This is a genomic window from Burkholderia sp. 9120 (assembly GCF_000745015.1).
In the GTDB taxonomy this organism is placed as follows: Bacteria; Pseudomonadota; Gammaproteobacteria; order Burkholderiales; family Burkholderiaceae; genus Paraburkholderia.
In genome coordinates, this window is the sequence record NZ_JQNA01000002.1 from 690,704 (window position 1) to 715,060 (window position 24,357).

Sequence of the window (24,357 nt, forward strand, 5' to 3'; positions counted from 1 at the left end):
GTCAGGTCGCGCACGCCCATTGCGGGCGTGGCAAAAAAAAGTTCGGTTACGTCAAGCGCTGCGCGACTCGGGTTCGTCGTCGGTCAGAATGCCTGCGTCCTGTGCGGCATCGCGACGATCCTCAGAATCGTCGTGCGCCGCCGTGGTCGGGTTCGGCTCGGCGGCGTGCTCCGTATCGCGGAGTACGCCCGAGTCGTGCGCGGGTATTGCCGGATCGGCCTGGGAGACCGGATCGTGATGCTGTGCGGACTCGGCGACGCCGGTCTGCGGTTCAACGTTTGCCGTTTCTTCGGCATGTTCTTGCGCGGCCTGAACGCTTGCGGCAGCCGGATGCGTTTCCGGCGTGGGCGCGGAACCGTCCGTGCCAGCGTCCGACAGCGGCGCCTCACCTGCTGCTTGCGGGATATCCTGATCTTCGCCTGCGGTAATCGCATCAAGCGATTCATCGGCAATGACTTCTGCCTCGCTAGCGCCGGATTCCATCGCCGCGTCTGGTGCAGCCTCTTCATCTTCGACCGAAGCCTGCGCAGCGGTTCCGATGTCGGCAAACTCGATTGCGTGCTGGCCAAGCAGATCCGCGTTCAACTGTGCCGACGGATCGGCCAGTGGCGGCAATTCGTCGAGCGCCTTCAGGCCGAGGTCGTCGAGAAACTGACGCGTGGTCGCGTACAGCGCCGGTCGTCCCGGCACGTCACGATGACCAATCACTTCGATCCAGTTGCGATCCTCGAGCTGCTTGACGACCTGCGTATTCACCGTCACGCCGCGAATTTCTTCGATGTCGCCACGCGTGACCGGTTGCCGGTAGGCAATGATCGCGAGCGTTTCGAGCACCGCGCGCGAATATTTCGGCGGTTTCTCAGGATGCAAACGATCCAGATACGAGCGCATCGCGGGCTTGCTTTGAAATCGCCAGCCCGACGCCAGCCCGACCAGCTCCACACCGCGCCCAGACCAGTCGTGCCTGAGGTCTTCGAGCAAAGTTCGAACGGTGTCTGCCGACACGCCGTCGGCAAAGAGCTTGCGCAACTCGCCGAGCTTTAATGGCTCCTGCGCGCAGATCAAGGCAGTCTCGAGGACGATCTTCGCCTCTTGGGTATTCATGCAGCTAGGTCAGACCCTGTGGTCAAAGAACCGGATCAAACAGACGATTTGGAACTGAAGACGCGCTCGCCCGATTCTGATCGGTCATATTGATGGGAGCACGCACCGGGGGGTGGCGAAACAGACTATCGAGCCAAACCCAGCCGGACGGAGCAGCGAAATTCCTGAAAGGAACCGCGTGACTGAGCGCCATATTACGCAAAAACAATCAGTGCGTAAAGACGAAATCCCCGGCGCATTTTCCAGCAAGACGTTGGCGGACATGCTTTTGAGAAAAAACGGGAGTAATTGGACAAAAAACAGAGTTTTCTTGGTCAATCCCGTTCAAACGGGTCCCGTCTCGCCCTTTTCCGCCATTCGCTCAAGCCACTTAACCCGCAGCGCCGTGTTGTGCGAGGAAACGCTTGAGACGCTCGACACCCGCGTCCAGCCGCGCCGTGTCGCACGCATAGCACCAGCGCACGAACCCTTCGCCCTGCGGCCCGAACGCGCTGCCCGGCGCCACGCCGAGACCGACTTCGCGCACCATCGCTTTACAGAGCTCGAGGCTGCGGGTCGCGCCCGGCATCGAGAAAAACAGGTACATCGCGCCGGGCGGCGCCTTGACGTCGACGCCCGGAATGCCCGAGAGCGCGCGCACCAGATGGTCGCGCGACGCCTTCAGATCGAGCACCAGCTCCTGCGTAAAACGCTCACCCTGCTGAACGGCGGCGATGCCCGCCTGCTGCACGAAAGCCGGCGCGCACGACGTGTTGTATTCAACCAGCTTACCCAGGTCGTCCATTAACGCGGCCGGCGCGACAATCCACCCGAGCCGCCAGCCAGTCATCAGCCATGCCTTCGAAAACGAGTTCACGCAGATCACGCGTTCGTCGCGCGAGGCCAGATCGAGAAACGACGGCGCGGTGCGCGATTGCGGCGCGCCCGCGACGATAGCGGAGCCGCTGACGTCCACGGCCGCGTAGTACAGCCGCTCGTAGACCTCATCCGCGACGATCCAGATGCCGTGGCGCCGGCAATGCGCCAGCACGGTGCGCTGCTCGTCGCGGCTCATCACCCAGCCAGTCGGATTGTTCGGCGAATTGACCAGCAGCATCTTCGTGTCCGGCGTCAGCGCCGCGAGCAACTGCGCCATGTCGAGTTGCCAGCCGTGTTCGCCATAACCGAGCGCCACGGTTTCCACCTGCGCGCCGAGAATCTTCGGAATCTCGACCAGATTCGGCCACAGCGGCGTCACCGCGACGACGCGGTCGCCCGCGCCCACCACCAGCTGCGCCGCGAGCATCAGCGCGTTGACGCCCGCACTCGTGACCGCGATGTGATCGGCCGATGTCGGGCCGTGCAGTTTGCCGACATACTCCGCGAGCGCCGCGCGCAGCGGCGCGATGCCGAGGTTGTGCGTGTAGAACGTCGCGCCGGCGGCCAGCGCGGCGCTGGCGGCGTCGCGAATGAAGGCCGGTGTGACCCGGTCGGATTCGCCGAACCAGAAAGGCAACACGTCGTCGACGCCGAAACCGGCATTGGCGACTTCGCGGATCTGCGAAGGACGCAGTGCGCGTACGGCGTCGCGCGCATTGGGGACGGAGGGCACAGGCAGATCCGATTCGCTCATCGAGACTTCCAGACACAGACAGATGGTGGAGGATAAAGGCTGAAATTCAGCACCGGCGATAGTTTAGCGCGAGGGCTGTTCAGGGAACGGCGAAGCCGGCTGCCCCCTCACCCCAAATCCTCCGCCCGCGCCGGCAGTTCGCGGATCAGCCCCCACACAGCCTCCGCCGCCGGCGACAGCGAGCGATCGCGTCGCCGCACCAGTTCGACCGTCCGCTCGGCGCGCGGCACCAGCGGCCGCGCCACCAGCGACGCCCCCGCCGGCAGCGGCAACGCCAACCCCGGCAGCACGCTGACGCCGACGCCCGCCTCGACCAGCCCAAAAACGGTCGCGGAATGCCCCAGCTCCTGCACCACCGTGGCGCTTACGCCGTATTCCTGCATCACGGCGTCGATGATCGGCCGGCTGCCCGACGCGTAATCGAGCATGACGAGTTGCTGGCCTTCGAGGTCGGTCCACGCCACCTTTGTTTTCAGCGCCAGCGGATGATCGTCGCGCGACACGACGCAGAACGAATCGGTCATCAGCGACTCGCTGAGCAGATCGTCGGCGGAAAACGGGCCGATGATCACCCCGAAATCGACCTCGCCCGACTTGACCTTGCGCACCACGTCGCTTTGCACGTCGTCACGCAAACCCAGCGTGACGTAAGGAAACTGCCGCCCGCAAGCCGCCACCACGCCGGGCATCAGGCGGCACGCGACCGTCGGGCTGGCGGCCACCACCACGCGGCCGCGCCGCTGCTCGCCGATTTCGCGAATCTCGCGCAGCGCGTCGTCCAGATCCGTCAACAGCCGCGACACGCTCGACACCAGATTGCCGCCGACGTCCGTCAACTGCACCTCGCGCGTCGTCCGGTCGATCAGCTTCAGGCCGATCTCACCCTCCAGTTCACGCACACAACGACTGACCGCCGACTGCGTCAGACCGATCTCGTCCCCTGCCCGGCTGAAACTTTGCAAGCGCGCGACCTCAATGAAAACCCTTAGTTGCCGCAGCGTCACATTCATTTACCGACCTCATCAATTTCATCCTTTAATGCGCATTGTATGGCGAAACCGCTCTCCTTACTCGCTTTTAAGCACATCGCTGCAATGCAGCAATAAGGCGCAAACGCACGCTGGACGGGCCTGATTGCACAAGATTGGTGATTGTCCTGATTTGCGGGATGGGTTTTTTGGATTCTTATACGCCCCTAGCTAGCGCCCGCGCTGGCCCGCTGTCACTGGGCTTTCAGGCGGTCGGACTCAACTTGGCACACTTCCTGCATTTACATGCACACAGGGTCGGCGCCATGACTTCTGACTGCATAGCAGACCGTGGCAAGCCCGACCCCCCTTGGCACTCGCCTATCGAGTGCATGGAGAGTGCGCGGCGCGGGGCAGCGCACCGGAGTTAGCTTCGCTGAGGTGAAACATGATGCTGTTCGACGATTTGAGAGACAACGAGTGGGCGCTGGTCGAGGCTTTGTTCTGTGCGGAGCCCGCACGCAGCGAACGGCGCGGTCGGCCACGCGTGGAAGCCCGCGCGGTGGTCAATGCCGTGCTGTGGGTGCTGTCGACGGGCGAAGGCTGGTCCAAGCTGCCGGGCCGCTATCCGTCGCCGCCGACCTGCCGCCGCCGTTTCGACGAGTGGCAGGCCGATGGTACGCTCGCCGAAATAGTTAAGCGACTCAACACGAGCGGTCGTGAAGTTTCGCTGCGCGGCCGCATTGGCGCGACCGCCGCGAAGCCGCCGGCACCGCCGAGCCGTGATCGTCTGCGTGGCGCGTTCTGGACTAATCCGGAATCGTGGCGCGCGCCGGTCAAGATGGCCTGACGCGAATTGTTTTGCCTCCGGGCGCCTGCGGGCGCCCGGCGTATATCTGGGCCGCCGTGCGTCCGCGTCGACGCCCGCCGGATCCGGTTATGGGCACCGCCTTCGGCGCGCCCACCACAGTCGTCCCCTCCCGCCAGGCTCAGCTTGATATCGCGCGACTTCAGACCGCTGAAGCCGCGCGTTTGTTGCGGATGAAACATCCATTTACTATTACTTACAGCGTGCTTTCGCAACCCGGCATACCTTATGGATATGCAAACAGGCCTTGAATCGATCGGCTTGACGGGAGCTCAGCATGAAACCAATGTCACTGCTTCTGTGCGGCATTGTGATTTCATCAATGGCCGCACCGGCGCTTGCCCAGCAGCGCCCTGAAGGATGGAACTGGCGGCCGGAACGAACGGCCAGCGTGGAAGCCTGGCAACAGGGTGAAACGCGCGGCCGTGATTTCACGCCGCCGGCGCCGCGCGGCGATTTGCGCGGCGATATCGCCAGTAATGTGCGCGCGCGGCCGGAAATGCCGCGCGAGAATGCGCCGCGACGTCGTTAAGTCGCGATCTCGCGGACGAATTGAATCGCTGGGGAACCAGGTGGCATCGCGTTAGTCTGATTTAATGCCATTAGCACAGCGTGGCAGTAGTAAATCCGGTACGCCCGTATCCTCGCGATACGGGCTTTTTTTTGGGCGCGAGCAGAAGCCGCCCGGCAGCCCTCGGCGCCGTGGAACTGGTGGAAATGATGGGCTTGAACAGGAGCAAAACCGCGGCAACAATACCGTCACTTCCAGCCGCGCGAAGCGGCCGGAAAGCAGCGTCAGCGTCCCTGTCTACGGCGCTAGGGCCGGACTTCAAGCGCGGCGGCAGGCCGCGTTTCGGCAGGGGTGACGACGTAGTCGTTCATGCGCTGTGCGGTCCAGCTGAGCAGGCGTTCGTCGTGTGCGAGCCGCATGAATTCAGCTCTGCCCCGCTCGGTGAGCACGGCGATATCGACAGGTGCGTGAAATCCCGGAGCCGGTGCGACGGTGCGCTGACGAACGGTGTCCATCAGACCCAGTGCGCGAAGATATTGGAAAACACCCGGCCTTCTGGCCCATGGGACCTGGCGATATTGCGCCCGCCGCAGCGCTTCAAGTACCGCTTCGTTGGAATACGTGGTCATCTCACTTCTTTCTTAAAGTGCAGCTATGACACATCTATGCCCAACACATCACCGCGCCACCAGTGACGCGCTCAGCACCCGCCCTTGGCTGGAATCTGGCTGCATCTGGTGCGGCCGAATCCGCCAGGTGCTGCCTGGCCTCGTTTTCGGAACCCCCGTCTGAACGGCATGTTAGCGTTCTGTCCACGAGCCGACGATGCAACCGCTGCGGCGCGATAGCAAGCCCGTAGATTTATCCCGAAAGTCATACGTTACCCCATTTAAATTGATTCTATTCACTTTATTAGCGCTTTTTTTTGCAGCAATCGTGCTATGGAAACGCGCCCGCCGCCCCCTTGCCGTCGGCGCAATTGCCGTGTTCTGGTTGCTCGCCGCGGGCTGGCTCACCGCGCCATTGCTGGACCTCGCGCAGCCGCGCGAACAGACCGCGATGCCTGTCAGATTCGGACCGCGCACCGCGATCATTCTGCTCGGCGGCGGCACCCGCTACGACCACGACCATGTGCTCGTGCCGCCGCGCGACGTCCTGGCGCGCATTGCCGTGAGCGCGCAGAACTACGCCGCCTGCAAGCGGAGCGCGGCCATCTGCCAGGTGATCGTCAGCGGCGGCAATCCGCAGCGGCATAGCGCGGCGGAAGCCGATACCTATCTGCCCTATCTGCTGCGCGACCAGGTGCCGCGCGCGGATATCGTGCTGGAAAACACCAGCCGCACCACCTACGAAAACGCCCGCAACGTATCGGCTATTCTCAACCGAGCGCCCTACGACACCTTGATACTCGTCACGTCCGCGTATCACATGCCGCGCGCGCTGCTCGACTTCCGGCGCTTCGGCCTCGAGCCGCAACCGATGATCTCGAACACTCGTCACGCACAGCTCGGTGTACTCCCGCGTTATGACAATCTGGTGAGCGCGGAAACTGCATTGCACGAGTTGATCGGCATCGCGCAGTTTTATGTGTATCGCGCGATTGGCTGGTTTTGAAACGCGAGTGGCACAACGCGCCGCTTTATTTAGAGATGCGAATGTTTGCCATATCCGCAATGCATTTCAATCGTGCGCATTTGAACGGAATCGTCCCGGGCACCCTGTGTTGACGGAACGTAACAAGATGTAACGAATTGTCATTGCAGTTACAAAACCATCTGCTGGAGCGGATATTGCTGGCTAGAATGCATTGTCTTTCCGTTTGGACAGGCAAATACTCGGGTCCATAAACCACTCTGCGGAGGTAACGATGAAGAAAGTGTCCCTGGCGATCCTGGTTTCCCTCAGTGCCGTAACGGGCGCGGCTTATGCGCAGGACAACGGCGTCATGATGAGCACCGATCCGGCCAAGGCCGCCGACGTCGAACAACGTGCGCAAGATTTGCAAAACCGTCAGCAGGCGATGGAAAGCGCACCGGCCATGCCGATGAAACATCACAAGATGGCTCCGCATCATAAGAAGGCCGCCAAGGCCGACGCCGCCAGTTCGTAAGCGCCGCTTCGCCGCACGAATCCGCAGCCTGGATTTCTAGCGCACGACAACCGTCACCCGTGGCCTCGCCGCGAAGGTGAAAAGCCGAAGCCGGCACCGCCGGCTTCGGCTTTTTTGTTGTCTAATGGTCCGTCGGCAAAGCCGCGGCGCCTCGCTGACGGTGTGCTACAGTCGCGCACCGTCCGGCGCCCAGCCGGACTCCCCTAACCCGTGCGCACCCTGGTGCGGAGGACAGCATGAGCAACATCCAGCTAGATATCGAATGGACCGAAGCAGCATCAAAGAAAATCGAAAAACTGATGCCGCGCGGCGGTCAGGAAGCGTTTCTGGCGCTGCCGCCCGTCGAATGCCTGCCGATGGAAGGCGACGTGCTGTTTCTCGGCCCGGACGGCAAGCAGCAACCGTTCATCGTCGCGGAACGCCAGTATCACCATGATGGCGACGCCGACTGGACCATCATCCTGATCCTCGACGTCCCGCAAGCCACGCATTAATCCCACGCTGTAAACGCCAACGGCGAGCGCCGCGCGGACCGTTTTCCGGACCGCCAGCCGCTCGCCGTTGCGCAAAGCGGTCAAGCGATCGAACCCGTCGTTCGATCGCTCATTCGACCACTTACACGATCTTCGACACCACGCGAAGTTCCGAGTGTTCGACCCAGTCCGTCACGGCGTTCTTAAACGCCGTGATATGCGCGGATCTGGCATGCGCCGCCAGCGCTTCCTGACTTTCCCAACGCTCGATGAACACAAACCGGCGCGGCTCCTGCACGTCGCGATGCAGGTCGTACTGAAGCGCGCCCTGCTCTTTGCGCGTCGGTCCGACGATACCTTCGAGCGCCTGACGCAGTTGCTCTTCATAGCCCGGCTTCGCCACCGAGATTGCGACCACTGCGATTTCCGACATGCCTGACCTCCAATTCACGAAAAGAAGCAGCAGCATACCCGCCGGGCGTCAATCGTGCAGGCGGCCGCCGCGCGCCGCGAGACGAGCGCTTTCACCGCCTCGCGTCTCGCCTGACAACACCGCCCGCACCACCCAAAACGTCTGAGCACCGTCCTGGCCTAAATTTTGGCGGGTGCCCATTTACTGCGCTGCTACGCTCGGTTTCATACGGACGATTGATTGCGAGCCGCGCAATCTGTCCTCATGCACGGCGAACGCGCACACGGATTCAGGCAGATCGCGCGAGAAGCGGGCCCGGCAAGCCGCCGGATAAGCTTGTCGCAGGCGGTTTCGCGTGGCCCTCAGTTCTGTCCCCGCGTCTGTGATAACCCGCACATTCATGCGAATTGCAAACTGCTAGACTGGTTTGAATACTCCGCCGGAGTCCGGCATGGCTGGCATCGCTCTGCGCGTTCCTGGGCTGTATCCGTCCTGCCCTGCCGACGAATGGGCTGTGCATCCGTTGCGCGCCGAAGCAGTTTGCGCGCCCCGTCACCTGCTTGCCGCGATGTCACCATGTCCGCTCTCGTGCCCGCCTTTATGCCCGCGTCTATGCCAAGCGTCAGCGAATTGACTCTGAGCGGCCTGCTGCCGCATCTGGTCCGGGACGAGTCCGGCTGGACCGCGACGTGGCGTGCCTTGACGCTGCATAGCGTGTTCCAGCCGGTGCTGTCGGTCACGCATCAGTGCGTGGTGGGTTACGAGGGCTTGCTGCGCGCGTTCGATCCGGTCGGCCTGCCGGTCTCGCCTGAAGTGCTGTTCTCCGGCACCCGCTCCGCCGCCGACGCGCGCGAACTCGACCGCATCGCGCGCTGCCTGCATGTGGCGAATTTCATGGAGCAAGGCATCAGCACCGGCTGGCTGTTTCTGAATACCCGTCCGCAGGTATTTGAAACAGGCTGGCCGCAACGCACTTTTATCGACGAACTGTCGGCGCATTTCGGGTTGCCGCAGGAACGCATCGTGATCGAGGTGCTGGAGCAACCCGCCGACGACGAATCCGCTGTAGCCAGCATGCTCGCCGCGTCGCAACCGCGCGATTTCCTGATCGCGATCGACGACTTCGGCACGGGCTTTTCGAACTTCGACCGCGTGTGGCGCTTCCGTCCGGACATCGTCAAACTGGACCGGTCGCTGGTGGCGCGCGCGGGCAAGCGCGAGGGCGACGATTCGATGATCAGCCATCTGATCGCGATGCTGCATCAGTCCGGCACGCTGGTACTGGCCGAAGGCGTCGAGACCGACGAAGAGCTGATGATTCTGATGCAGGCCGACGTCGACTTCGTGCAAGGTTTCTGGCTCGGTCAGCCGAAGGGATCGGTGCAGGCGGCCTGCGCCAAAGTGCCGGCGTTGATCGAGTCGATGTGGACCAAGTTCGCCGCGTACGAACGCGAGCATGCGGGCCACCAGCGGCTCGGTTTCGAAGGCTTCGCGGAAAGCGTGCTGGCCGCCGTCGACACCTTCAAAACCACCGGCGATCTGCGTCAGGCAGCGCAAAAGATCTGGCATCTGAGCGAAGCGCGCCGGGTGTTTATCACCGACGGCCAGGGCGAGCAGACGCAGCCTTCAGTCACGGCCGCCACGGTGCCGCCGCCGCCGCTGCGGCTCGCGCCGCTCTATACCGACACACGCAGCAACTGGTCGCGGCGCGCCTATTTCAAGCATGCGCTCGCCGCACCGGGACGCGTCGCAATGATGGGTCCGCATTATTCGCTGGCTGACGGTCAGGACTGCTATACCGCGGCGATTGCGTTCGAGCGCGACGGCGGGACGCATGTGCTGTGTGTGGATTTTGTGCCCACCGCGACCACAGCGGATGTGCGTCATGGCGGGCGCGGCGGTAAGCGTTAGTCACGTTACCCACGCCACGCCAATCAATCCTCCACCCGACCGCGGCCGGATTTGATCTCGCTGCGTTTAGCCTTGCCGTCCAGCCGACGCCGATTCGATGCACGCGTCGGCCGGGTCGCGACCCGCGGCTTGCGCGTCACGCTGACGCTCTCGATCATCTCATCGAGTCGCGCTAGCGCCGCCGCGCGATTCATCTCCTGAGTGCGGTGTTCCTGCGCCTTGATGATCACCACGCCGTCGCGCGTCAAACGATGATCGGACAGCGCGAGCAGGCGCATCTTCAACACCTCGGGCAACGATGAAGCCTGCACGTCGAAACGCAGATGAATGGCGCTCGATACCTTGTTGACGTTCTGCCCGCCCGCGCCTTGCGCGCGCACGGCGGTCAACTCGATTTCGTTCGGCGGGATCGGATAGCGGGAAGTCATGAGGCGGGTCTGGGCAAAGAGACGTCAGTGTACACAGCGAGGCGCGCGGCGCGCAGCCCGTCATGGGCTACGGACTATCGGACACGAGCGCCGATGCGAAAAACTATTTGCGTCGACGCCCCCGGTTCGCGGATACTGCGCTCTCCGCTTACAGCGTAAATTCATATGAAACTCCGTCCGGGTTTTGTGCTGGAACTGGTCGTCAATTTTCTGCTGCCGTGGCTCGTGTACCGGTATTCGCATCCGCATCTGGGCGAGACCGGCGCGCTGATCGCCTCCGCGGTGCCGCCGATCCTCTGGAGCCTGGTCGAACTGGTGCGCTTCCGGCGCGTCGACGCGCTCAGCATGATCGTCGTGGGCGGCATCGTGCTGTCGATCGGCGCCATGGCGCTGGGCGGCAGTCCGCGCATGCTGCTGTTACGCGAGTCGCTGGTGTCCGGCGCGATCGGCGTGGCATTTCTGCTGTCTCTGCCAATGCGCCGTCCACTGATCTTTTACCTCGCGCGCGCCAGCGTCGCGCGTGAAATGGAAGGCGGCGCCGCGCGCTTCGAAGCGCTGGTGCAGGAACGGCCGGGCCTCTCCACCGCGCTGCGCATGATGACGCTCGTGTGGGGCGTCGGCCTGACCGGCGAAACGGCGCTCAGATCGTGGATGGCGCTGACGTGGCCGATCGAGCGCTTCCTGGTGGTGTCGCCGTTTGTCGGCTACGGCATTTACGGCGCGCTGACGGTCTGGACCATGTGGTATCGCAAGAGCCTGCGCAAACGCAGCGAAGCAGGCGTGCCGGCGGACGGCGTAGCCGGTTAATCAGCGCCACGCTTCCGCGATCCGTGCCGCCAGCCCCGAATCGCGCTGCGTGGGCGTCGCGATCGCTTGCGCCAGCACGGCCCGCGAGCCGATCACTTCGACCCGCTCACGCGCCCGGGTAATCGCCGTGTACACCAGTTCGCGCGACAACACGCGGCTGAATACCGCCGGCAGCATCAATACCGCGTGCTCGAACTCCGAGCCTTGCGACTTGTGGACCGTGAGCGCGAACGCCGTATCGTGCGGCGGCAGCGCGGCGGGCGAGACCGCTCGCAGACCGCCGTCGCCGGTACGGAAATAGACGCGCAACGCGCCGCCCGCCCCCGGCAATGCAATGCCGATGTCGCCGTTGAACAGACCCAGCGCGTAGTCGTTGCGCGTCACCATCACCGGACGCCCGGCGAACCAATGCGCGCCCACCGCCAACGTCACCCCAGCCGAGCGCCGCACCTGAGCGGCCATGACCGTATTCACCTGATCGACGCCGCGTGGTCCGGAGCGGGTCGCGCACAAGATGCGAAAACGGTTCAGCGCGTCGAACAACGGCAGCGGGTCCGGCGTGTCGGCGGCGAGTGCTTCGGCCAGTGCGGCGGCATAAGGTGCGAAGCCGGCGGCGAGTCGCGCGACGGTGCGCTCGGCGAGCGTCGCCTGGGTGTCTTCGTGTAGCGCCGCGGCGCACGCTTCGACCGGATCGATGACGAGCACGTCAAGCGCAGCGGCAGCCGTGCCGTTGCGGATCGCCACCGACAGCCGACCGATCGGCGAGTCGAGGCCGAACCGGTAATTCCGCTCGAGCCAGACAACGCAATCGGCGAGCGGATTGCCGGCATGGGAGGCCGACGACGCCATGTCGTCAGGCGCAGCGGTGTCGGCGTGGGCGAAAAACGCATCCGGCTCTTCGTCGACGCCGCGCGAGACGTCGGGCAACGCCTGCGCGAGCCGCGCCTTGTCGATGCCCAAAGCGTCGGCGATCCGCTGCAAGCCGGGTTGCGTGAACGCCGGCCGTGCGCTGAGTTCGGCGAACACCGCGCCGGCCTCGACGGCGGCGAGCTGATCCTTGTCGCCCAGCATCACGAGCCGCGTTTGCGGCGCGATCGCGTCGAGCAGACGCGCGGCCATGGCGACATCAATCATCGACGCCTCGTCGATCACGACGACGTCGTACGGCAACGGATTGTCGCGATGGTGCCGGAAGCGCCCGCCCGGCCCGGAGCCGAGCAGGCGATGCAACGTGTACGACGTCTGCGGCAAGCGCGCGGCCAGCTCGGGCGGCAAATCGCCGGCGCGCGCGAGCAAGGCCTCCTGCATGCGTTGCGCGGCCTTGCCGGTGGGCGCCGCGAGGGCGATGCGCAAATCGGCGCGGGCATCGAGCAGACAGGCCAGCACGCCGACCACGGTGGTGGTCTTGCCGGTGCCCGGTCCGCCGCTGACGATCGTCAGGCGCCCCGACAATGCCATGACAGCCGCGACGCGCTGCCAGTCGACTTCGTCGTCTCTGGGTGGGCCGAAGTAGCGCAGCAGGCGTTGGTAAAGCGCGGCGGCGTTGGCTTGTGCGTTCGCTTCAAGGTCGGCGTTGCCATCCGCATCGGCGCTACTTCGAGACGTCGCCGCTTCGGCATCGCGCTCAACGGCAAGCGCCTGCGCCGGATGCACCGCGCCGACCGTTGTCTGCCGCTGCGTAGAACGCCCATCTCCAGCAACGTCGCCCGCCCCCGCATGCGCCACCAGCGAGCGCGCCAGGCGCCGCTCGTAATCGTAGTAACGCGCGAGGTACAAGCGCCCTTGCCCATCGATCACCAGCGGCCGCAATGCCGCCGAAGTCTGCGACCCATCGCTCGCCATGCCGCTCGCGAACAACGCCGCGCGCACTTCAGCGCTCGACGCATCGAAGCGCCGCGCCAGCACCGCAAGCGGCACGCACACGTGGCCTTCATCGGTCGCGCGGCTCGCGGCGAACGCGCCCCGCGCCGCCCATTTCACCGCTTCGGTCGACGCCCCGCCACGCCGCGCCAACGTCCCGATGCGGCGTGCAAAACCCTCGGCCAGCGCGACGCTGAAATCGGCCGGCGCGGGCAAACTCACGCCGATGTCGTCGATTTCCGGCGGCGTGGACGCGTTCTGATCGAACGTGCTCATACGCCACCTCCAATCATGGCCGCGTCGAGCAACGCCACCAGCTCGAACGCGGGCCGGCGCACATGCACGCCGGCTGCCGCGTCGGCATCCTGCCAATCCGGACGCACCCCGCGCACGAACAGATACAGGTAGCCGCCGATATGCGTGTCGTACGCGTAATTACGCACCCGCGTCTTCAGATAGCGATGCAACGCGACCGTATAAAGCAACGCCTGCAGGTGATACGCGTGGCTCGCCATCGCAACTTCGAGCGGCGCCGACGCATAGTCGGCGACGGTGTCGCCCAGATGGTTCGACTTCCAGTCGACGACCCAGAAGCGTCCGTCGTGCTCGACGATCATGTCGATAAATCCTTTGACGAAACCCCGCAGCACGCCGGGTTCCAGTGCGACATCGGGATAGCCGTGTTCGATCAGCAGTTCGCGCAACGCCGGGAAATCGAGCGACGGCGCGGCGAACAGAAACTCGAGTTCGTTCAGCCGCCGTTGCGGATTCAAGCTGGCGAGCGTCATGCCCGGCACGAGTTCGGTATTGACGATGTCCGTCAGCAGGTTATGCATCATCGCGGGCAGACGCGCGGCGAGTTCCGGCACGGCCGGCGCCGGACGTTCGCGCAACGCGCCACGAATCGCATCCGGCCACGTGGTCGGGTCGCTAAAGTCGGCGAGTTCGAACATGCGATGCAGACACTCGCCCGCCGCCGCGCCGCGCGGGAACGCGAGAATGTCGTCGTCCGCGTAAGACGGCGTTTGCGGCGCGGGCACGAGCATAGGCGGCGGCGCGAGCGCATCCGCGATCTCGTCGTGATCGGGGCGCACTTCCTCAGCCGGCGCGTGCATCTCCTCGGCCTTGCTGCCGGCCGCGATCAGTCCGCTGAAGCTCGCCATCCGCCACTGATCGCGCAACGGCCGGCGACTGGCGCGCGCCTGCATCCGCGCACCGCTGTCCTGCAGGCTCTCCAGCGGCACGCGGCGCTCGACCTTAGGTAACGGCTGCAGCGTCACCGGGCCGCCCGCCAGCGCCTGCCAGCTCGCGGCCAACGCGGCTTCGTCGGGCGGCTCGGCGAGCCAGTCGTCGAAACTGTCAGCGCCACCGCCCGCCAGCCAGTTCAGCACGCTGCGGCGCGACTCCCTGGTCGAGCGCGACGACAGATAAGTGCCGGCGACCAGATAGCAGCGGTACACCGCCCGCGTCAACGCCACATACACGAGCCGCGCGCGTTCGGCCGCCTGCTCGCGCGACGCATAGCGCGACGCGCGTACGGCCTCTTCGTCGTCGCAACCGTAATGCAGCACCGCTGCGCCGTCGTCGTCGTGATACTCGCGTGCGTCGGGCAAACCGGACGACGGCGGATCGCGCAACGCGCCGTCGTTCAGGAACGGACAGAACACCACCGCGTATTCGAGCCCTTTCGATTTGTGCACGGTCACGATCTGCACGAGGTTGCGGTCGGATTCGAGCCGCAACTGCGCGTCTTCGCCGCCGCCCTGCGTGCGTTGCGCGGCGAGCCAGCGCAACGTGGGCGCGATCCCGGGCTGGGTCGCGGCGCGCGCCTGCACCAGTTCGGCCAGATGATTCACGTTCGTCAGCCGGCGCTCGCCGTCCACGCCCGCCACCAGCCGCTGCGCGACGCGCAGTTCGCGCATCAGCGTGCGCCACATCACCGCGAAGCCGCGCTCATGCCACAGCATGCGATAGCGCGAAAAACGCTCGACCCAACCCATCGCGTCCGCGGCATGCGCGGGATCGTCGGCGGGCGCGGGTGCGTCGGCGACCTGCTCGAGGCGCCACAGCGACGTCGCGTCGAGACCGAGCCAGTCGGTCGCCAGCGCGGCGCGCAGACGGCGCAGATCGCCGGGCGTATCGACGGCGGCTAGCACGCGTTCGATCTGCTCGGCGTCGAGCGTAGCGAACACCGAGGCCTGCGCCAGTTCGACACTGCCCACGCCCCACGCCGACAGCACGCGTTTGATCAGACTGCCCTGCCGGTGCGTTTGCACCAGCACCGCGATATTGCCGGGCGCGAGCGGCGCGTCGCCGATCGTCACCGCGCCATGTCGCGCGCCGCGCAACAGACGCACGATTTCGGCGGCGCACGCTTCGCTCGCTTCGCGCTGCGCGTCGCGCTTGGTCAGCGCGGCGTCGCCTTGCGGCAAGGTCCAGATGCGGAAATCGCCGCCGCTCGCGTCGGGATCGACGAAGGGCGCCCGGCGCCGTTCGCCCGCGCGCACCGGCTGATAGTCGAGGCCGTCCAGCACGAACGCCCGCGGATTGGCTTCGAAGAAACGGTTGCACGCTTCAACGATCGGCGCGGTCGAGCGCTGATTGACTGCCAGCGTGTAACACGCGGACGCCGCCGCGCGCGCCGCCAGGTACGTATGCAGATCCGCCGCGCGAAAACTGTAGATGGCCTGCTTCGGATCGCCGACCAGGAACAGCGGACCGGCCGGCGCGAAGATGCGGCTGAAAATCGCGAACTGCAGCGGATCGGTATCCTGGAACTCGTCGATCAGCGCGGCCGGATAGCGTGCGCGCAAGGCGTCGGCCAGCCACGGATTCGCGTCAAGCGCCCGGTACAGGTTGGACAACAGATCGTCGAACGACACCACCCGGCGCGTGCGCTTGCGCGCCACCAGTTCGGCCGGCGCGTAGTCGAGCCAGCTCTCGACCAGCGAGAGCCAGCGCGCGCGTTGCGCGGCTTCGGCCGCGATCACGGCTGCCGCGAGCGCTTCCGCGTGCTCGAAGAACACGTGTTCGGGCGGTTCAAACTTGACCTTGGTCGCCTTCTTCAACGCCGACACGGTGAGCTTCAACGCAGCACGCGGCGGCGGCGCATGGCAGTCGCCTTGCGCGAAGTAATCGGTCCACGCGGCGATCGCGGCACTCACATGGTCAGGCTTGTGCGTGGTCTTGCTCAGACGGTCTTGCGCGTCGGCAAGCAGGCGGACAATCCCATCGCGCTCCGCTTGCCAGACTTCGCAAGCGGCGTCGAAGCCGGCTTGCGGATCGGCGTTGCTGCCGCTCGCGTCCACCGTGCCCCAACGCAATTGCGCCAACGGCTTTTTCAGACGCCGCGCGAGTTGCTCGTCGAGTGAAGCGGGACCGGCGCGTTTGGCCACCAGCCAGGCGGCGAACGCGGGATGCGCGTGCGCAATCGGTTCAACCTGTTCGCGCCAGAAATCGGCGGCCATTTCGAAACGCAACGCGGCGTCGTCGGCTTCCATTTCGAACGCGAACGGCATGGCGGCGGCGAACGGCGCCTCCTGCAACGCGCGCTGACAGAAAGCATGAATGGTGTGAATCGCCGCCTGGTCGAAGGTGCGCAGCGCGCGCCGCACCACCTTCAACGCGGCGTCGCGCTCGATGCCGCTGTCCGGCGCCAGCGTCGTTTCAAAGAGACGCTGGATAAACGGATCGCCGCCGTCGTCGTCCATTTCGATCGCGCGATGCAGCTCCGCGAGACGACCGCGTATCCGTTCGTGCAGTTCGGCGGTCGCCGCCTTCGTGAATGTAACGACGAGAATCTGATCCGCGTTCAGGTTCTTTTCGAGCAGCAAACGCACGTACAACGCGCAGATGTTCCACGTCTTGCCGGTGCCCGCCGACGCCTCGATCTGGTTCACGCCGTCGAGCGAACAGCCGAACACGTCGAGCTCTTCGGCAACCAGCGCATAACTGTGCACGGCGCCGCTCATGACGCGCTCCGCAGATGCTGGACCAGCGGTTTGAACAAGATCGACGCAAGGCTGCCGAACGGTTCGTCGAGCGTGAGCGGCGTGCCGCGCAGCGCGATGCGCAACGCGGCGTCGTCGGATTCGCCGCGCACGCGGTCGTTGATCCAGACGCCTTGCGCGGCGGAGTCGCTTTCGCTGACCTTGGTCCACGCGCTTTTCGGGAAGAAGCGCAGCGGTAGTCTGCGCCCTGCCCTGAATAACGCGGCGAGCGGCGCCAGTTGGTCGAGCGGCGTGGCAACCGGCGTGAGTTCGAAGCTCTCGCCGCTGCCATGCCAGACGGTGCGGCGCGGACCATCCGGCCGCGCGGCGCAATAAACCAGATGCGCGAGCCACGCGGACAGATAATCGCGCGCGGTCGGCTTGGCGTAGCGGAAAATCACCTGTCCGGTTTCAGTCAGCAAATTCAAGGTGCCATGTAGTTGCAGCGGCGCTTGAGCCGCTTCGCGCAACGCTGTGTCGTGAGGACCGAATAACGCGCCGGCCATGTCCGCGCTATCGGGCCAGCGAGACGGAATGTCGAGCACGAACGGCAAACGCTCGACGCCCGAGGCGACCTCGCGGCGCACGCTGTCCGCAAGCTGGCGCAGCGCGCCGAGTTCACGCGCGCGCCAGACCGCGCCGGTCGCGCCGCCCGGCAATTCGGGACTCGCGGCGGCCACGCGGCGCACGCGTTCGAACATGACGTCGTCTTCAATGTCGACGTCGAGCAGCACCGGCAACAGACGCTCCGCCAACGCGTCGCGCCCCGCGTAGTCCAGGTCGAACGGCTCGGTGTCGAGCAACTCGCCTTGCGCGTCCGACAACACGATGCCCAGACGGTCGCGCAACAGCGCCCGCGCCGGATGACGCCAGAAGCGCACGAATTCGTCGAAGGCCACCGGCTCCGCAGCGTCTTCGGGCGGCAACGGTTGATCGAAGAACGACCCCGCCGCCGGATGCTGTGGCGCGGCCAGCAGGGTGGCCAGTTCCGCGCGATCGGCGTCGTAACTGAACAGCTCGTTGTGCGGCACGAAATAGTCCGACGCGAACGCCTGCAACGGGTGATCGACGATAAACGCATGACGCGCGCGCTCGACTTCCGCCGGACTCGCGTCCTCGCCCGCCGACACCTGCGCGAGATGGTCGAGCAATTCGTCGACCAGCGCGGCCGGCGGCAACGGCGCGTTGTCGCGAATACTGCGGCCCGTATACGCGATGAACAACTGGTCGCGCGCGGCCAGCAGCAGATCGAGGAACAGATTGCGTTCGTCGTCGCGGCGCTGGCGGTCGCCGGCTTTGCCGAACGCGGCCATCAGGTCGAACTCGTCGGCCCGCGCGAGACTGGGCAGCACGCCGTCGTCCATGCCGAGCAGGCAGACGATCCGGTACGGCAAGCCGCGCAAGCTGGTCAGCGACGAAAACGTCACGCTGCCCCAGGGCACGCCACCGCGCGCCGGGTCGTCGAGCGCTTCGGTGAGCGCGCCGCGCACCACCGCGGCGGGCAGCGGCACGTGTTGCGCGCCGGCCTGCATCGCGTCGCCCATCTTGTCGATCGCGTCGCGCACGGCCGCCAGCGAATCGGCGAACTCGACGCCGCCGTCGACACTCTGCGCGAGGGTTTCGAGCAACAACTGCGTCCATTCGACGGGCGTTCGTTCGATCGCGCATTGCGCCGCGAACGACTCGACGTCGTCGACGAAACGCGACAGGCGGCCTAGCAGTTCGGCACTCGAGCCGCCCGCGCCTTCCACCGGCAGCCACGCGTCGACAGGTTCGCCGCCTTCGGGCATGGCGTAGCCGAGGTAGAGACGCGTGAGCGCGTCGGCGAACGTATGTCGGGCGATCGGCACGTGCTCGCCGGTCGGCGGGACCGGCGCAAGCCCACGACGCGCACCGGCCGCCGCCAGCCATTCCTGCGCGGCTTCCAGCGACGTCGCGTCGATCTCGTAGCGCGCGGCGATGGCGTCGACGCGCAGCCATTCGATCAGATCCGGCGCGCCGACGCTGCGCTCGGGCAAGGCCAGCCAGTCGAGCAGCAAACGCGCGACCGGATTGGCCTGCGACGGCGGCAAACCGGTGATCCGATACGGAATGCGGCGCGCGTCGCCGGCGGGCGTGGTGCCGAACACCGCATCGATCAACGGGCCAGCCGCTGCAAGGTCGGAGACGGCCACTAGCACATCGGACGGCTGCAGATCGCCGAACTCGTCGAACCAGCCGAGCAGGCGGTCGTGCAGCACTTCCAGTTGACGCGACAAGCTATGACAGACGTGGACCTCGATGCCGCGCGCGATCGGCAACTCGTCGGCATCCGTTTCCGGCCGTAGATCGAGAATGCCGTTTTGCACGGCGGCGAGCCAGCTCGGTTCCGGGTTTTCGGTGAAGTCGCCGGTCTCGCCGGACGCGGCGCTTTCGGTCAGTTCATGCAGCATGTGCAACTGCGCCTGAGTCTGACGTCCCCATTCAGCGAGCAGCGGATGGCCGACCTGCTGATAGTCGAGTTGCCCGGCCGCGTCGAGCGCTTCGACGCGCCCCGCGCTGACCACGTCGAACCAGAACTCGCGGCACGGATTCATCACGTACAAACGCACGTCGACCCAACGCGACAGCGCCCGCAACAGCGCGACGTGCAGCGGCGGCATGGTCGGCAGCGCGAACACGCTCACCGCTTCCGGCCAGCGCGCGTTCGAAATGGCTTCGAGGTCGAGCGTGCCGATGTCTTCCAGAAAACGATACGCGGGCGGTAAGGCGGCGGCCGGCGTCTGCGCGTTGCCGGCCAACTCCGCGAGCACTGCGCGCCACAACGCGGCCTGCCAGCGCTCGTCCTCGCGCGCCGCATCGCTTGCACCGGCAAGACGCGGGCCGGTCTCGTCCAACGCGCCGCTGGCGAAGATCGAACCGCCCTTCTGCCACTGCAGCAACCATTCGGGGCGATAGGTCAGATAGTGGTCGAGTACCGTGGCCACGCGGCGCGCCAGTTCGTAGCGCATCGACGCATCCGCCGCGTCGAGATAGGTGCGCAGTCGCGGCGACGCGTTCCATGGCAACGCTTCGTCCGCGTCACCCAGCAACCGGTAGCAGCGCCACACGAGGCGGTCCGGCGCGAACGGCGAATGCTTCGGCACTTCGATCACGCCGCCGATCTGCGCCCACAGCCACTGCGCGAGGTAACCAAAATTGACATTCGCGCAGATGCCCTGCCGCGCGGCGATATCGAGTTCGAGCCGGCGCCTGACCGCCGCGCTCGGGACGATCACCGGCTGCGCGGTCCAGGGGTCGGACGGCGCTTGTGCCAGGTCGTCGAGCAGCGCGCCGACAAGGGTTTCATAGCGGTTCGAATAGAAGAGCTGGAGCATGGATCCTGGGGAAAACGTGCGGCACGAGCTATGCGCGAAAAGCGCACCGGCCATTGAAGCGACAGCATAACAAACGCGCTCCCAGGGCAGAACCTGGCCGAACGGACGAGGTCGAAACCCGGACAAAATCAGTTAGACTCGACGGCAGTTTGAGTCTGTCCCTCAACCGCGTTTCCCCAGTGAGTGCAACCCAGGCAGTCGATGCGCTATTCGGTTGAAATAAAAAAATTCCTCTACAGCCAGTACTTTTATGGCGGCTTGCGCATCGCGGTCGGCGTGTCGTTACCGGCGGTACTGTGTCTGATCGTGTTCCACGATCGCGACCTCGGCTTCACGATCGCGACCGGTGCGCTCGGCGCGTGCGTGGTCGACATGCCGGGTCCGCTGAAGTACAAGCACAACGAAATGCTGGCCTGCACGGTGATCGGCTTCCTGTCGGCGCTCGCCACCGGGCTGGCCACGGTGAATCCGGTGGCGCTGTGGTGTACGGTCGTGCCGCTCACGTTCGTGCTGTCGCTGATCGTGGTGTACGGCAACCGCTGGCCGCAGATCAGCTTCGCCACGCTGTTCATGATGATCATGACGCTGGAGGAGCATTTCACGCCGATGCAGGCGCTCGTCAACGCGTCGTGGATTCTGGTGGGCGGCCTCTGGTACACCTACTGGTCGACCTTCGTGAGCCGCTGGATGATGCACCGCATCGAACAGCAGGCGCTGGCCGAGAGCGTGTTTGCGTGCGCCGACTATCTGCTCGCGCGCGCCGCGTTCTACGACCTCGACAACGATCTCGACGAGTGTTATCGCAATCTGGTCGACAAGCAGATCGCCGCGGTGGACCGTCAGGAAGCTGCGCGCGACATCGTGCTGCGCAACCTGCCCAAGTTGAAGAGCGGCAAGCTCGAACCGCGTCGCGCGATGCTGTTCAATCTGTTCATCAATACCGTCGACCTGCACGAACTGTTTGTCGGTGCGCACACCGATTACCCGCTGGTGCGCAATACGTTCGGCGGTTCCGATCTGCTGGTGTTCTACCGCGACCTGATTCGCAAAGCGGCCGCCGATCTCGAGGAGATCGGGCTTGCGGTGCTGCAAAACCATCCGCCGCGCCAGCGCTCGAACGTCAAGGCGGAATTGCGCGCGATCGAGTTCGAGATCGAGTTGATGCGCAAGCATGACTTGCCGCGCAAGAATCCCGAGGCGTATTCCGCGGTGTCGGCAAATTTCCGGCGCATCTGGAGCGCTACGCGGCTGATCGACAAGATGCGCAAGAGCCTGTCGAGCGATCCCAGCACCGGCGAAACCGAATTGCGCCTCGACCAGGCGCTCAACCGCTTCGTATCGAGCCGGCGTGTGCCGTTCGGGCAGATCTTCTCGAACCTGACCATGGCCTCGCCGAGTTTCCGGCACGCATTGCGCGTAACGATCGCCGTCGCCGTCGGGTTCTGGCTGGGCCGTTTGCTGCCGCTCACCAACGCGTACTGGATCGTGATGACCACCGTCATCATTCTGAAGCCCGGTTATTCGCTGACCAAGCAGCGCAATGGACAGCGGATCGTCGGCACGCTGATCGGCTGCGCGGTGAGTATCGCGCTGATGATCTTCGTGAAGGATCCGCACATTCTGCTGGTGGTGATGTTCGCGTCGATGGTGATGAGCTACAGCCTGCTGCTGTTCAATTACACGGCCAGCGTGGTGTTCACTTCCTCGTATGTGCTGCTGATGTTCCATCTGCTTGCGCCGGGCAGCATGCGCATTATCGGCGAACGCGCGATCGACACGGTGGTCGGCTGCGCGATCGCGATTGCGGCGAGCCATCTGTTCCCGTACTGGGAATATCGATTGATGGGCAAGCTCGTCAATACGATGATCGGCGCGACGCGACAATATCTGGAAGCGAGCTGGTGGTGGAGCGGCAAGCCGGCGGCGGCCGTGGTGGCGACCGTGACCGAGGCTGGCGCGCGTGCGCCGACGGCGGCGATGGCAGATCCGGCGATCGAGTCGGGTCAGCCGGTGGTGGCGGCCAAAGCGGCGGCAACCGCGCTCGACCGCGACTATCGCTATCGGCTGGCGCGCAAGAACGTCCACGTGGCGTTTGCCAATCTCGGGCAGGCGTTCCAGCGCATGATGCTCGAGCCGAAGTCCGCGCAGAAGTTCGTGCCGGAACTGAATGGCCTGCTGGTGCGCAGCCATGTGCTGGCGTCGCAGATCACGGCGGCCGCGCCGTTGCTTCGCACGTCCGCGCAGCAACATGTGGAAGGCGTCTCGCTCCAACCGTTGCAGCGCGCGCTAAGCGTGGTCCGCGACAATTTGACCGAGGCTGAAGCCGGAACGGCGCCGCCCGCCGATCAGAGCGAGCAGATCAAACTACTGAACCGCGAACTGGATGCGATGGTGGTGGATACCGAGAAGTCGGCGGATGTGTCGGCCGACGCGGTACACGACATGAAGCTGCTTGCGCATCAGTGCAAGCAGATGCTGGCGGCAGCAGCGCTGATTCGCAAGGATGCGAGCGTGATCCGGCTGCCGGAAGAGTGAGCGCGGGGTTGCCGCGCTGAGCGACGGATTGCCGCGGTGAGCGCAGGCTTACTGCGCGGCGCCGCTGGCTGGCTTCGCGACGGTCGCTGCGGCTGCCGCGTCCGATGAAATCGTCGGCGCGGGTGCACTCTCGCTGTCGAACTCGCGCTTCTCCGTGATGGCGTTGTAGAACAGCGTGGCGATCACCAGCAACACCGCGACCACGATGAAGATCGCAATGCCGATGGTCGGGTTCTTCTTGCGCGGGGGTTTGTTCATGAGGCGGACTCGGTTCGCGAAACAGTCGCGGTTAGTGTCGGGGAAGGCGGCATTCTACGCTGAGTGAGCTTGCGTGAGGCTTGCAGTGGGTGGGCTTGGAGGGGCGTGAGCCGGGCGATTGGACGACGGCTGCCTCACGTGTTCGCCCACATGTCCTTGTATCGTCCAATCAGGCGACGTGCAAACCACACCAGAATCAGCGACAGCGCGAAGCTGACAAGCAGAATGACGTCAATGACGATGTTCTCGTCATCCTCAATGCCGACCGCTCCACACAGGCGCAGTAACGGGGCAAACGCGTCCCACCCCGCGCCGCTCGCAAGCCACTGGCTGAACCAGGGGCTTCGACCAATGGCGATGGATATCGGCAGCGTCAATATCAAAGCCAGCGCGACGGAAACGAATGTTCTTTTCATCTAACGATGACCTTGCCGTAGTAGTTCGTTTGCGTGCCGGGAATCTTGCCGGTCTTTTGCTGTTTGAGCCATACGCGAAGCCGATTAAAAATTTCGGGATTCGGCAGCGTTATACAACCATCGCTCTTCCCCCAGACTGCCAGGACGTCCACCGCTTGGGCGATCAACGATATAGTAAGTTCCCATAGGAAGCGGACCTTTTTCAGCCACAGCAGTCGCATTGGGATCGTTAACATACCTATCAGTACCGGAGAAGGCTGGCACTCCGCCAAAACCCGGGCAAAACAAACTCGACATGTGCTGCGAGTTAAGCGTGAAGAAGCAAACGGCGGGCATTTTGTTTTTCCGATCGATAAGCTGTTGACGTTTTTTACGCGCGACTACTGGCCTGGCAAAACGCTATCAACGGAACCCACGTTTGGGAAGCACACTGGCCTGCTAGGCTTCCCCGAAGCTGAGGGAGAAACAATGACAACGCGGCCGCGGCTGGCAGCGAATACGCCGCGCTGAATCGTGGAAACCGTGATTCAGTGTGGTACTCGGGATGGTGTGCAGCGATCGAACCACACTTTGCGCGAATGAGCGACGTGCATGAGCGTGTTGGCCACTATTGTCAGGCTATGCAGCGCCAACCCGATAACGCCGCCTCAATTCAGACTGATCGGGTATCGACACTGATTGCGGGTGGAACTTCGGCGCATGATTCTCGCAATTCCGCCTACGCGGCTTTCGGCGCATC

18 protein-coding genes and 2 pseudogenes are annotated in these 24,357 nt (G+C 64.6%); 8 read left to right on the forward strand and 12 right to left on the reverse strand.

Translation table 11 applies throughout. The features are described from left to right. Positions 1-51 precede the first annotated feature (51 nt). The 3 genes from scpB to FA94_RS11365 all read right to left on the reverse strand — a co-directional run bounded on the left by scpB (position 52) and on the right by FA94_RS11365 (position 3,726). Positions 52-1,104 (reverse strand): SMC-Scp complex subunit ScpB, encoded by a 1,053-nt coding sequence (gene scpB, locus FA94_RS11355; RefSeq protein WP_035550928.1) that lies wholly within the window; start codon positions 1,102-1,104, stop codon positions 52-54. A gap of 370 nt (positions 1,105-1,474) precedes the next feature. Beyond that, positions 1,475-2,716 carry a pyridoxal phosphate-dependent aminotransferase gene (locus tag FA94_RS11360; protein ID WP_035550932.1) on the reverse strand — a complete coding sequence of 414 codons (1,242 nt, stop codon included), beginning with the start codon at positions 2,714-2,716 and terminating at the stop codon, positions 1,475-1,477. A 107-nt stretch (positions 2,717-2,823) separates the two neighbouring features. Next, positions 2,824-3,726, reverse strand: a complete 903-nt coding sequence (locus FA94_RS11365) for a LysR family transcriptional regulator (RefSeq protein ID WP_035550935.1) — start codon at positions 3,724-3,726, stop codon at positions 2,824-2,826. Positions 3,727-4,135: 409 nt separating this feature from the next. On the opposite strand from FA94_RS11365, the pseudogene FA94_RS11370 reads away from it, so the two are divergent. Together FA94_RS11370 and FA94_RS11375 are read left to right on the forward strand one after the other, a co-directional pair. Beyond that, positions 4,136-4,531 (forward strand): annotated as a pseudogene (locus FA94_RS11370) (transposase); the annotation flags it as partial. 298 nt (positions 4,532-4,829) lie between these two features. Beyond that, positions 4,830-5,084 (forward strand): hypothetical protein, encoded by a 255-nt coding sequence (locus FA94_RS11375; protein WP_035550940.1) that lies wholly within the window; start codon positions 4,830-4,832, stop codon positions 5,082-5,084. Between the two features lie 284 nt (positions 5,085-5,368). Here the strand turns inward: FA94_RS11375 and FA94_RS11380 are convergent, their stop codons facing one another. After that, entirely contained in the window at positions 5,369-5,692 is a 324-nt protein-coding gene (locus FA94_RS11380; RefSeq protein ID WP_035550943.1) for a hypothetical protein, read from the reverse strand. Between the two features lie 265 nt (positions 5,693-5,957). Between FA94_RS11380 and FA94_RS11385 the strand changes: the two genes are divergently transcribed. The 3 genes from FA94_RS11385 to FA94_RS11395 all read left to right on the forward strand — a co-directional run bounded on the left by FA94_RS11385 (position 5,958) and on the right by FA94_RS11395 (position 7,667). Further along, positions 5,958-6,677, forward strand: a complete 720-nt coding sequence (locus tag FA94_RS11385) for a YdcF family protein (protein ID WP_231584935.1) — start codon at positions 5,958-5,960, stop codon at positions 6,675-6,677. 253 nt (positions 6,678-6,930) lie between these two features. Continuing rightward, positions 6,931-7,173 (forward strand): hypothetical protein, encoded by a 243-nt coding sequence (locus FA94_RS11390; RefSeq protein ID WP_035550948.1) that lies wholly within the window; start codon positions 6,931-6,933, stop codon positions 7,171-7,173. Between the two features lie 236 nt (positions 7,174-7,409). Then, a complete protein-coding gene (locus FA94_RS11395) occupies positions 7,410-7,667 on the forward strand; it encodes a hypothetical protein (protein WP_035550951.1) in 258 nt (85 codons plus the stop codon). Positions 7,668-7,788: 121 nt separating this feature from the next. Here FA94_RS11395 and FA94_RS11400 read toward each other — a convergent pair whose 3' ends face one another. After that, positions 7,789-8,079, reverse strand: coding sequence for a putative quinol monooxygenase (locus FA94_RS11400; protein WP_035550953.1), 291 nt, complete (start codon positions 8,077-8,079; stop codon positions 7,789-7,791). 591 nt (positions 8,080-8,670) lie between these two features. Between FA94_RS11400 and FA94_RS11405 the strand changes: the two genes are divergently transcribed. After that, a complete protein-coding gene (locus tag FA94_RS11405) occupies positions 8,671-9,969 on the forward strand; it encodes an EAL domain-containing protein (protein ID WP_035550955.1) in 1,299 nt (432 codons plus the stop codon). Positions 9,970-9,992: 23 nt separating this feature from the next. On the opposite strand, the gene arfB is transcribed toward FA94_RS11405, so the two are convergent. Next, positions 9,993-10,397 carry an alternative ribosome rescue aminoacyl-tRNA hydrolase ArfB gene (gene arfB / locus FA94_RS11410; RefSeq protein ID WP_035550959.1) on the reverse strand — a complete coding sequence of 135 codons (405 nt, stop codon included), beginning with the start codon at positions 10,395-10,397 and terminating at the stop codon, positions 9,993-9,995. A 165-nt stretch (positions 10,398-10,562) separates the two neighbouring features. Between arfB and FA94_RS11415 the strand changes: the two genes are divergently transcribed. Beyond that, on the forward strand, positions 10,563-11,204 hold the full coding sequence (locus tag FA94_RS11415; protein ID WP_035550962.1) for a VC0807 family protein: 642 nt from the start codon (positions 10,563-10,565) through the stop codon (positions 11,202-11,204). On the opposite strand, the gene recD is transcribed toward FA94_RS11415, so the two are convergent. Genes recD through recC form a run of 3 tightly spaced genes read right to left on the reverse strand, consistent with a single transcriptional unit; the run spans position 11,205 to position 20,409 of the window. Next, positions 11,205-13,340, reverse strand: coding sequence for an exodeoxyribonuclease V subunit alpha (gene recD, locus FA94_RS11420; protein WP_035550965.1), 2,136 nt, complete (start codon positions 13,338-13,340; stop codon positions 11,205-11,207). Then, positions 13,337-17,035: an exodeoxyribonuclease V subunit beta gene (recB, locus tag FA94_RS11425; RefSeq protein WP_035550968.1), complete on the reverse strand. Its 3,699-nt coding sequence runs from the start codon at positions 17,033-17,035 to the stop codon at positions 13,337-13,339. Before recB ends, recD begins: the two co-directional genes overlap by 4 nt. Further along, the gene (recC, locus tag FA94_RS11430) at positions 17,032-20,409 is read right to left on the reverse strand and encodes an exodeoxyribonuclease V subunit gamma (protein WP_035550970.1); all 3,378 of its coding nucleotides are present in this window, start codon (positions 20,407-20,409) and stop codon (positions 17,032-17,034) included. Before recC ends, recB begins: the two co-directional genes overlap by 4 nt. A gap of 201 nt (positions 20,410-20,610) precedes the next feature. Between recC and FA94_RS11435 the strand changes: the two genes are divergently transcribed. Continuing rightward, positions 20,611-22,944 (forward strand): FUSC family protein, encoded by a 2,334-nt coding sequence (locus FA94_RS11435; protein WP_035550971.1) that lies wholly within the window; start codon positions 20,611-20,613, stop codon positions 22,942-22,944. A gap of 48 nt (positions 22,945-22,992) precedes the next feature. Here the strand turns inward: FA94_RS11435 and FA94_RS11440 are convergent, their stop codons facing one another. The 3 genes and pseudogenes from FA94_RS11440 to FA94_RS11450 form a co-directional block, all read right to left on the reverse strand. Beyond that, the gene (locus FA94_RS11440) at positions 22,993-23,202 is read right to left on the reverse strand and encodes a hypothetical protein (RefSeq protein WP_035550973.1); all 210 of its coding nucleotides are present in this window, start codon (positions 23,200-23,202) and stop codon (positions 22,993-22,995) included. Between the two features lie 134 nt (positions 23,203-23,336). After that, the gene (locus FA94_RS11445) at positions 23,337-23,618 is read right to left on the reverse strand and encodes a hypothetical protein (RefSeq protein ID WP_035550977.1); all 282 of its coding nucleotides are present in this window, start codon (positions 23,616-23,618) and stop codon (positions 23,337-23,339) included. Beyond that, positions 23,615-23,954 (reverse strand): annotated as a pseudogene (locus FA94_RS11450) (tlde1 domain-containing protein). The gene FA94_RS11445 and the pseudogene FA94_RS11450 overlap by 4 nt, the downstream one beginning before the upstream one ends. Positions 23,955-24,357 lie beyond the last annotated feature (403 nt).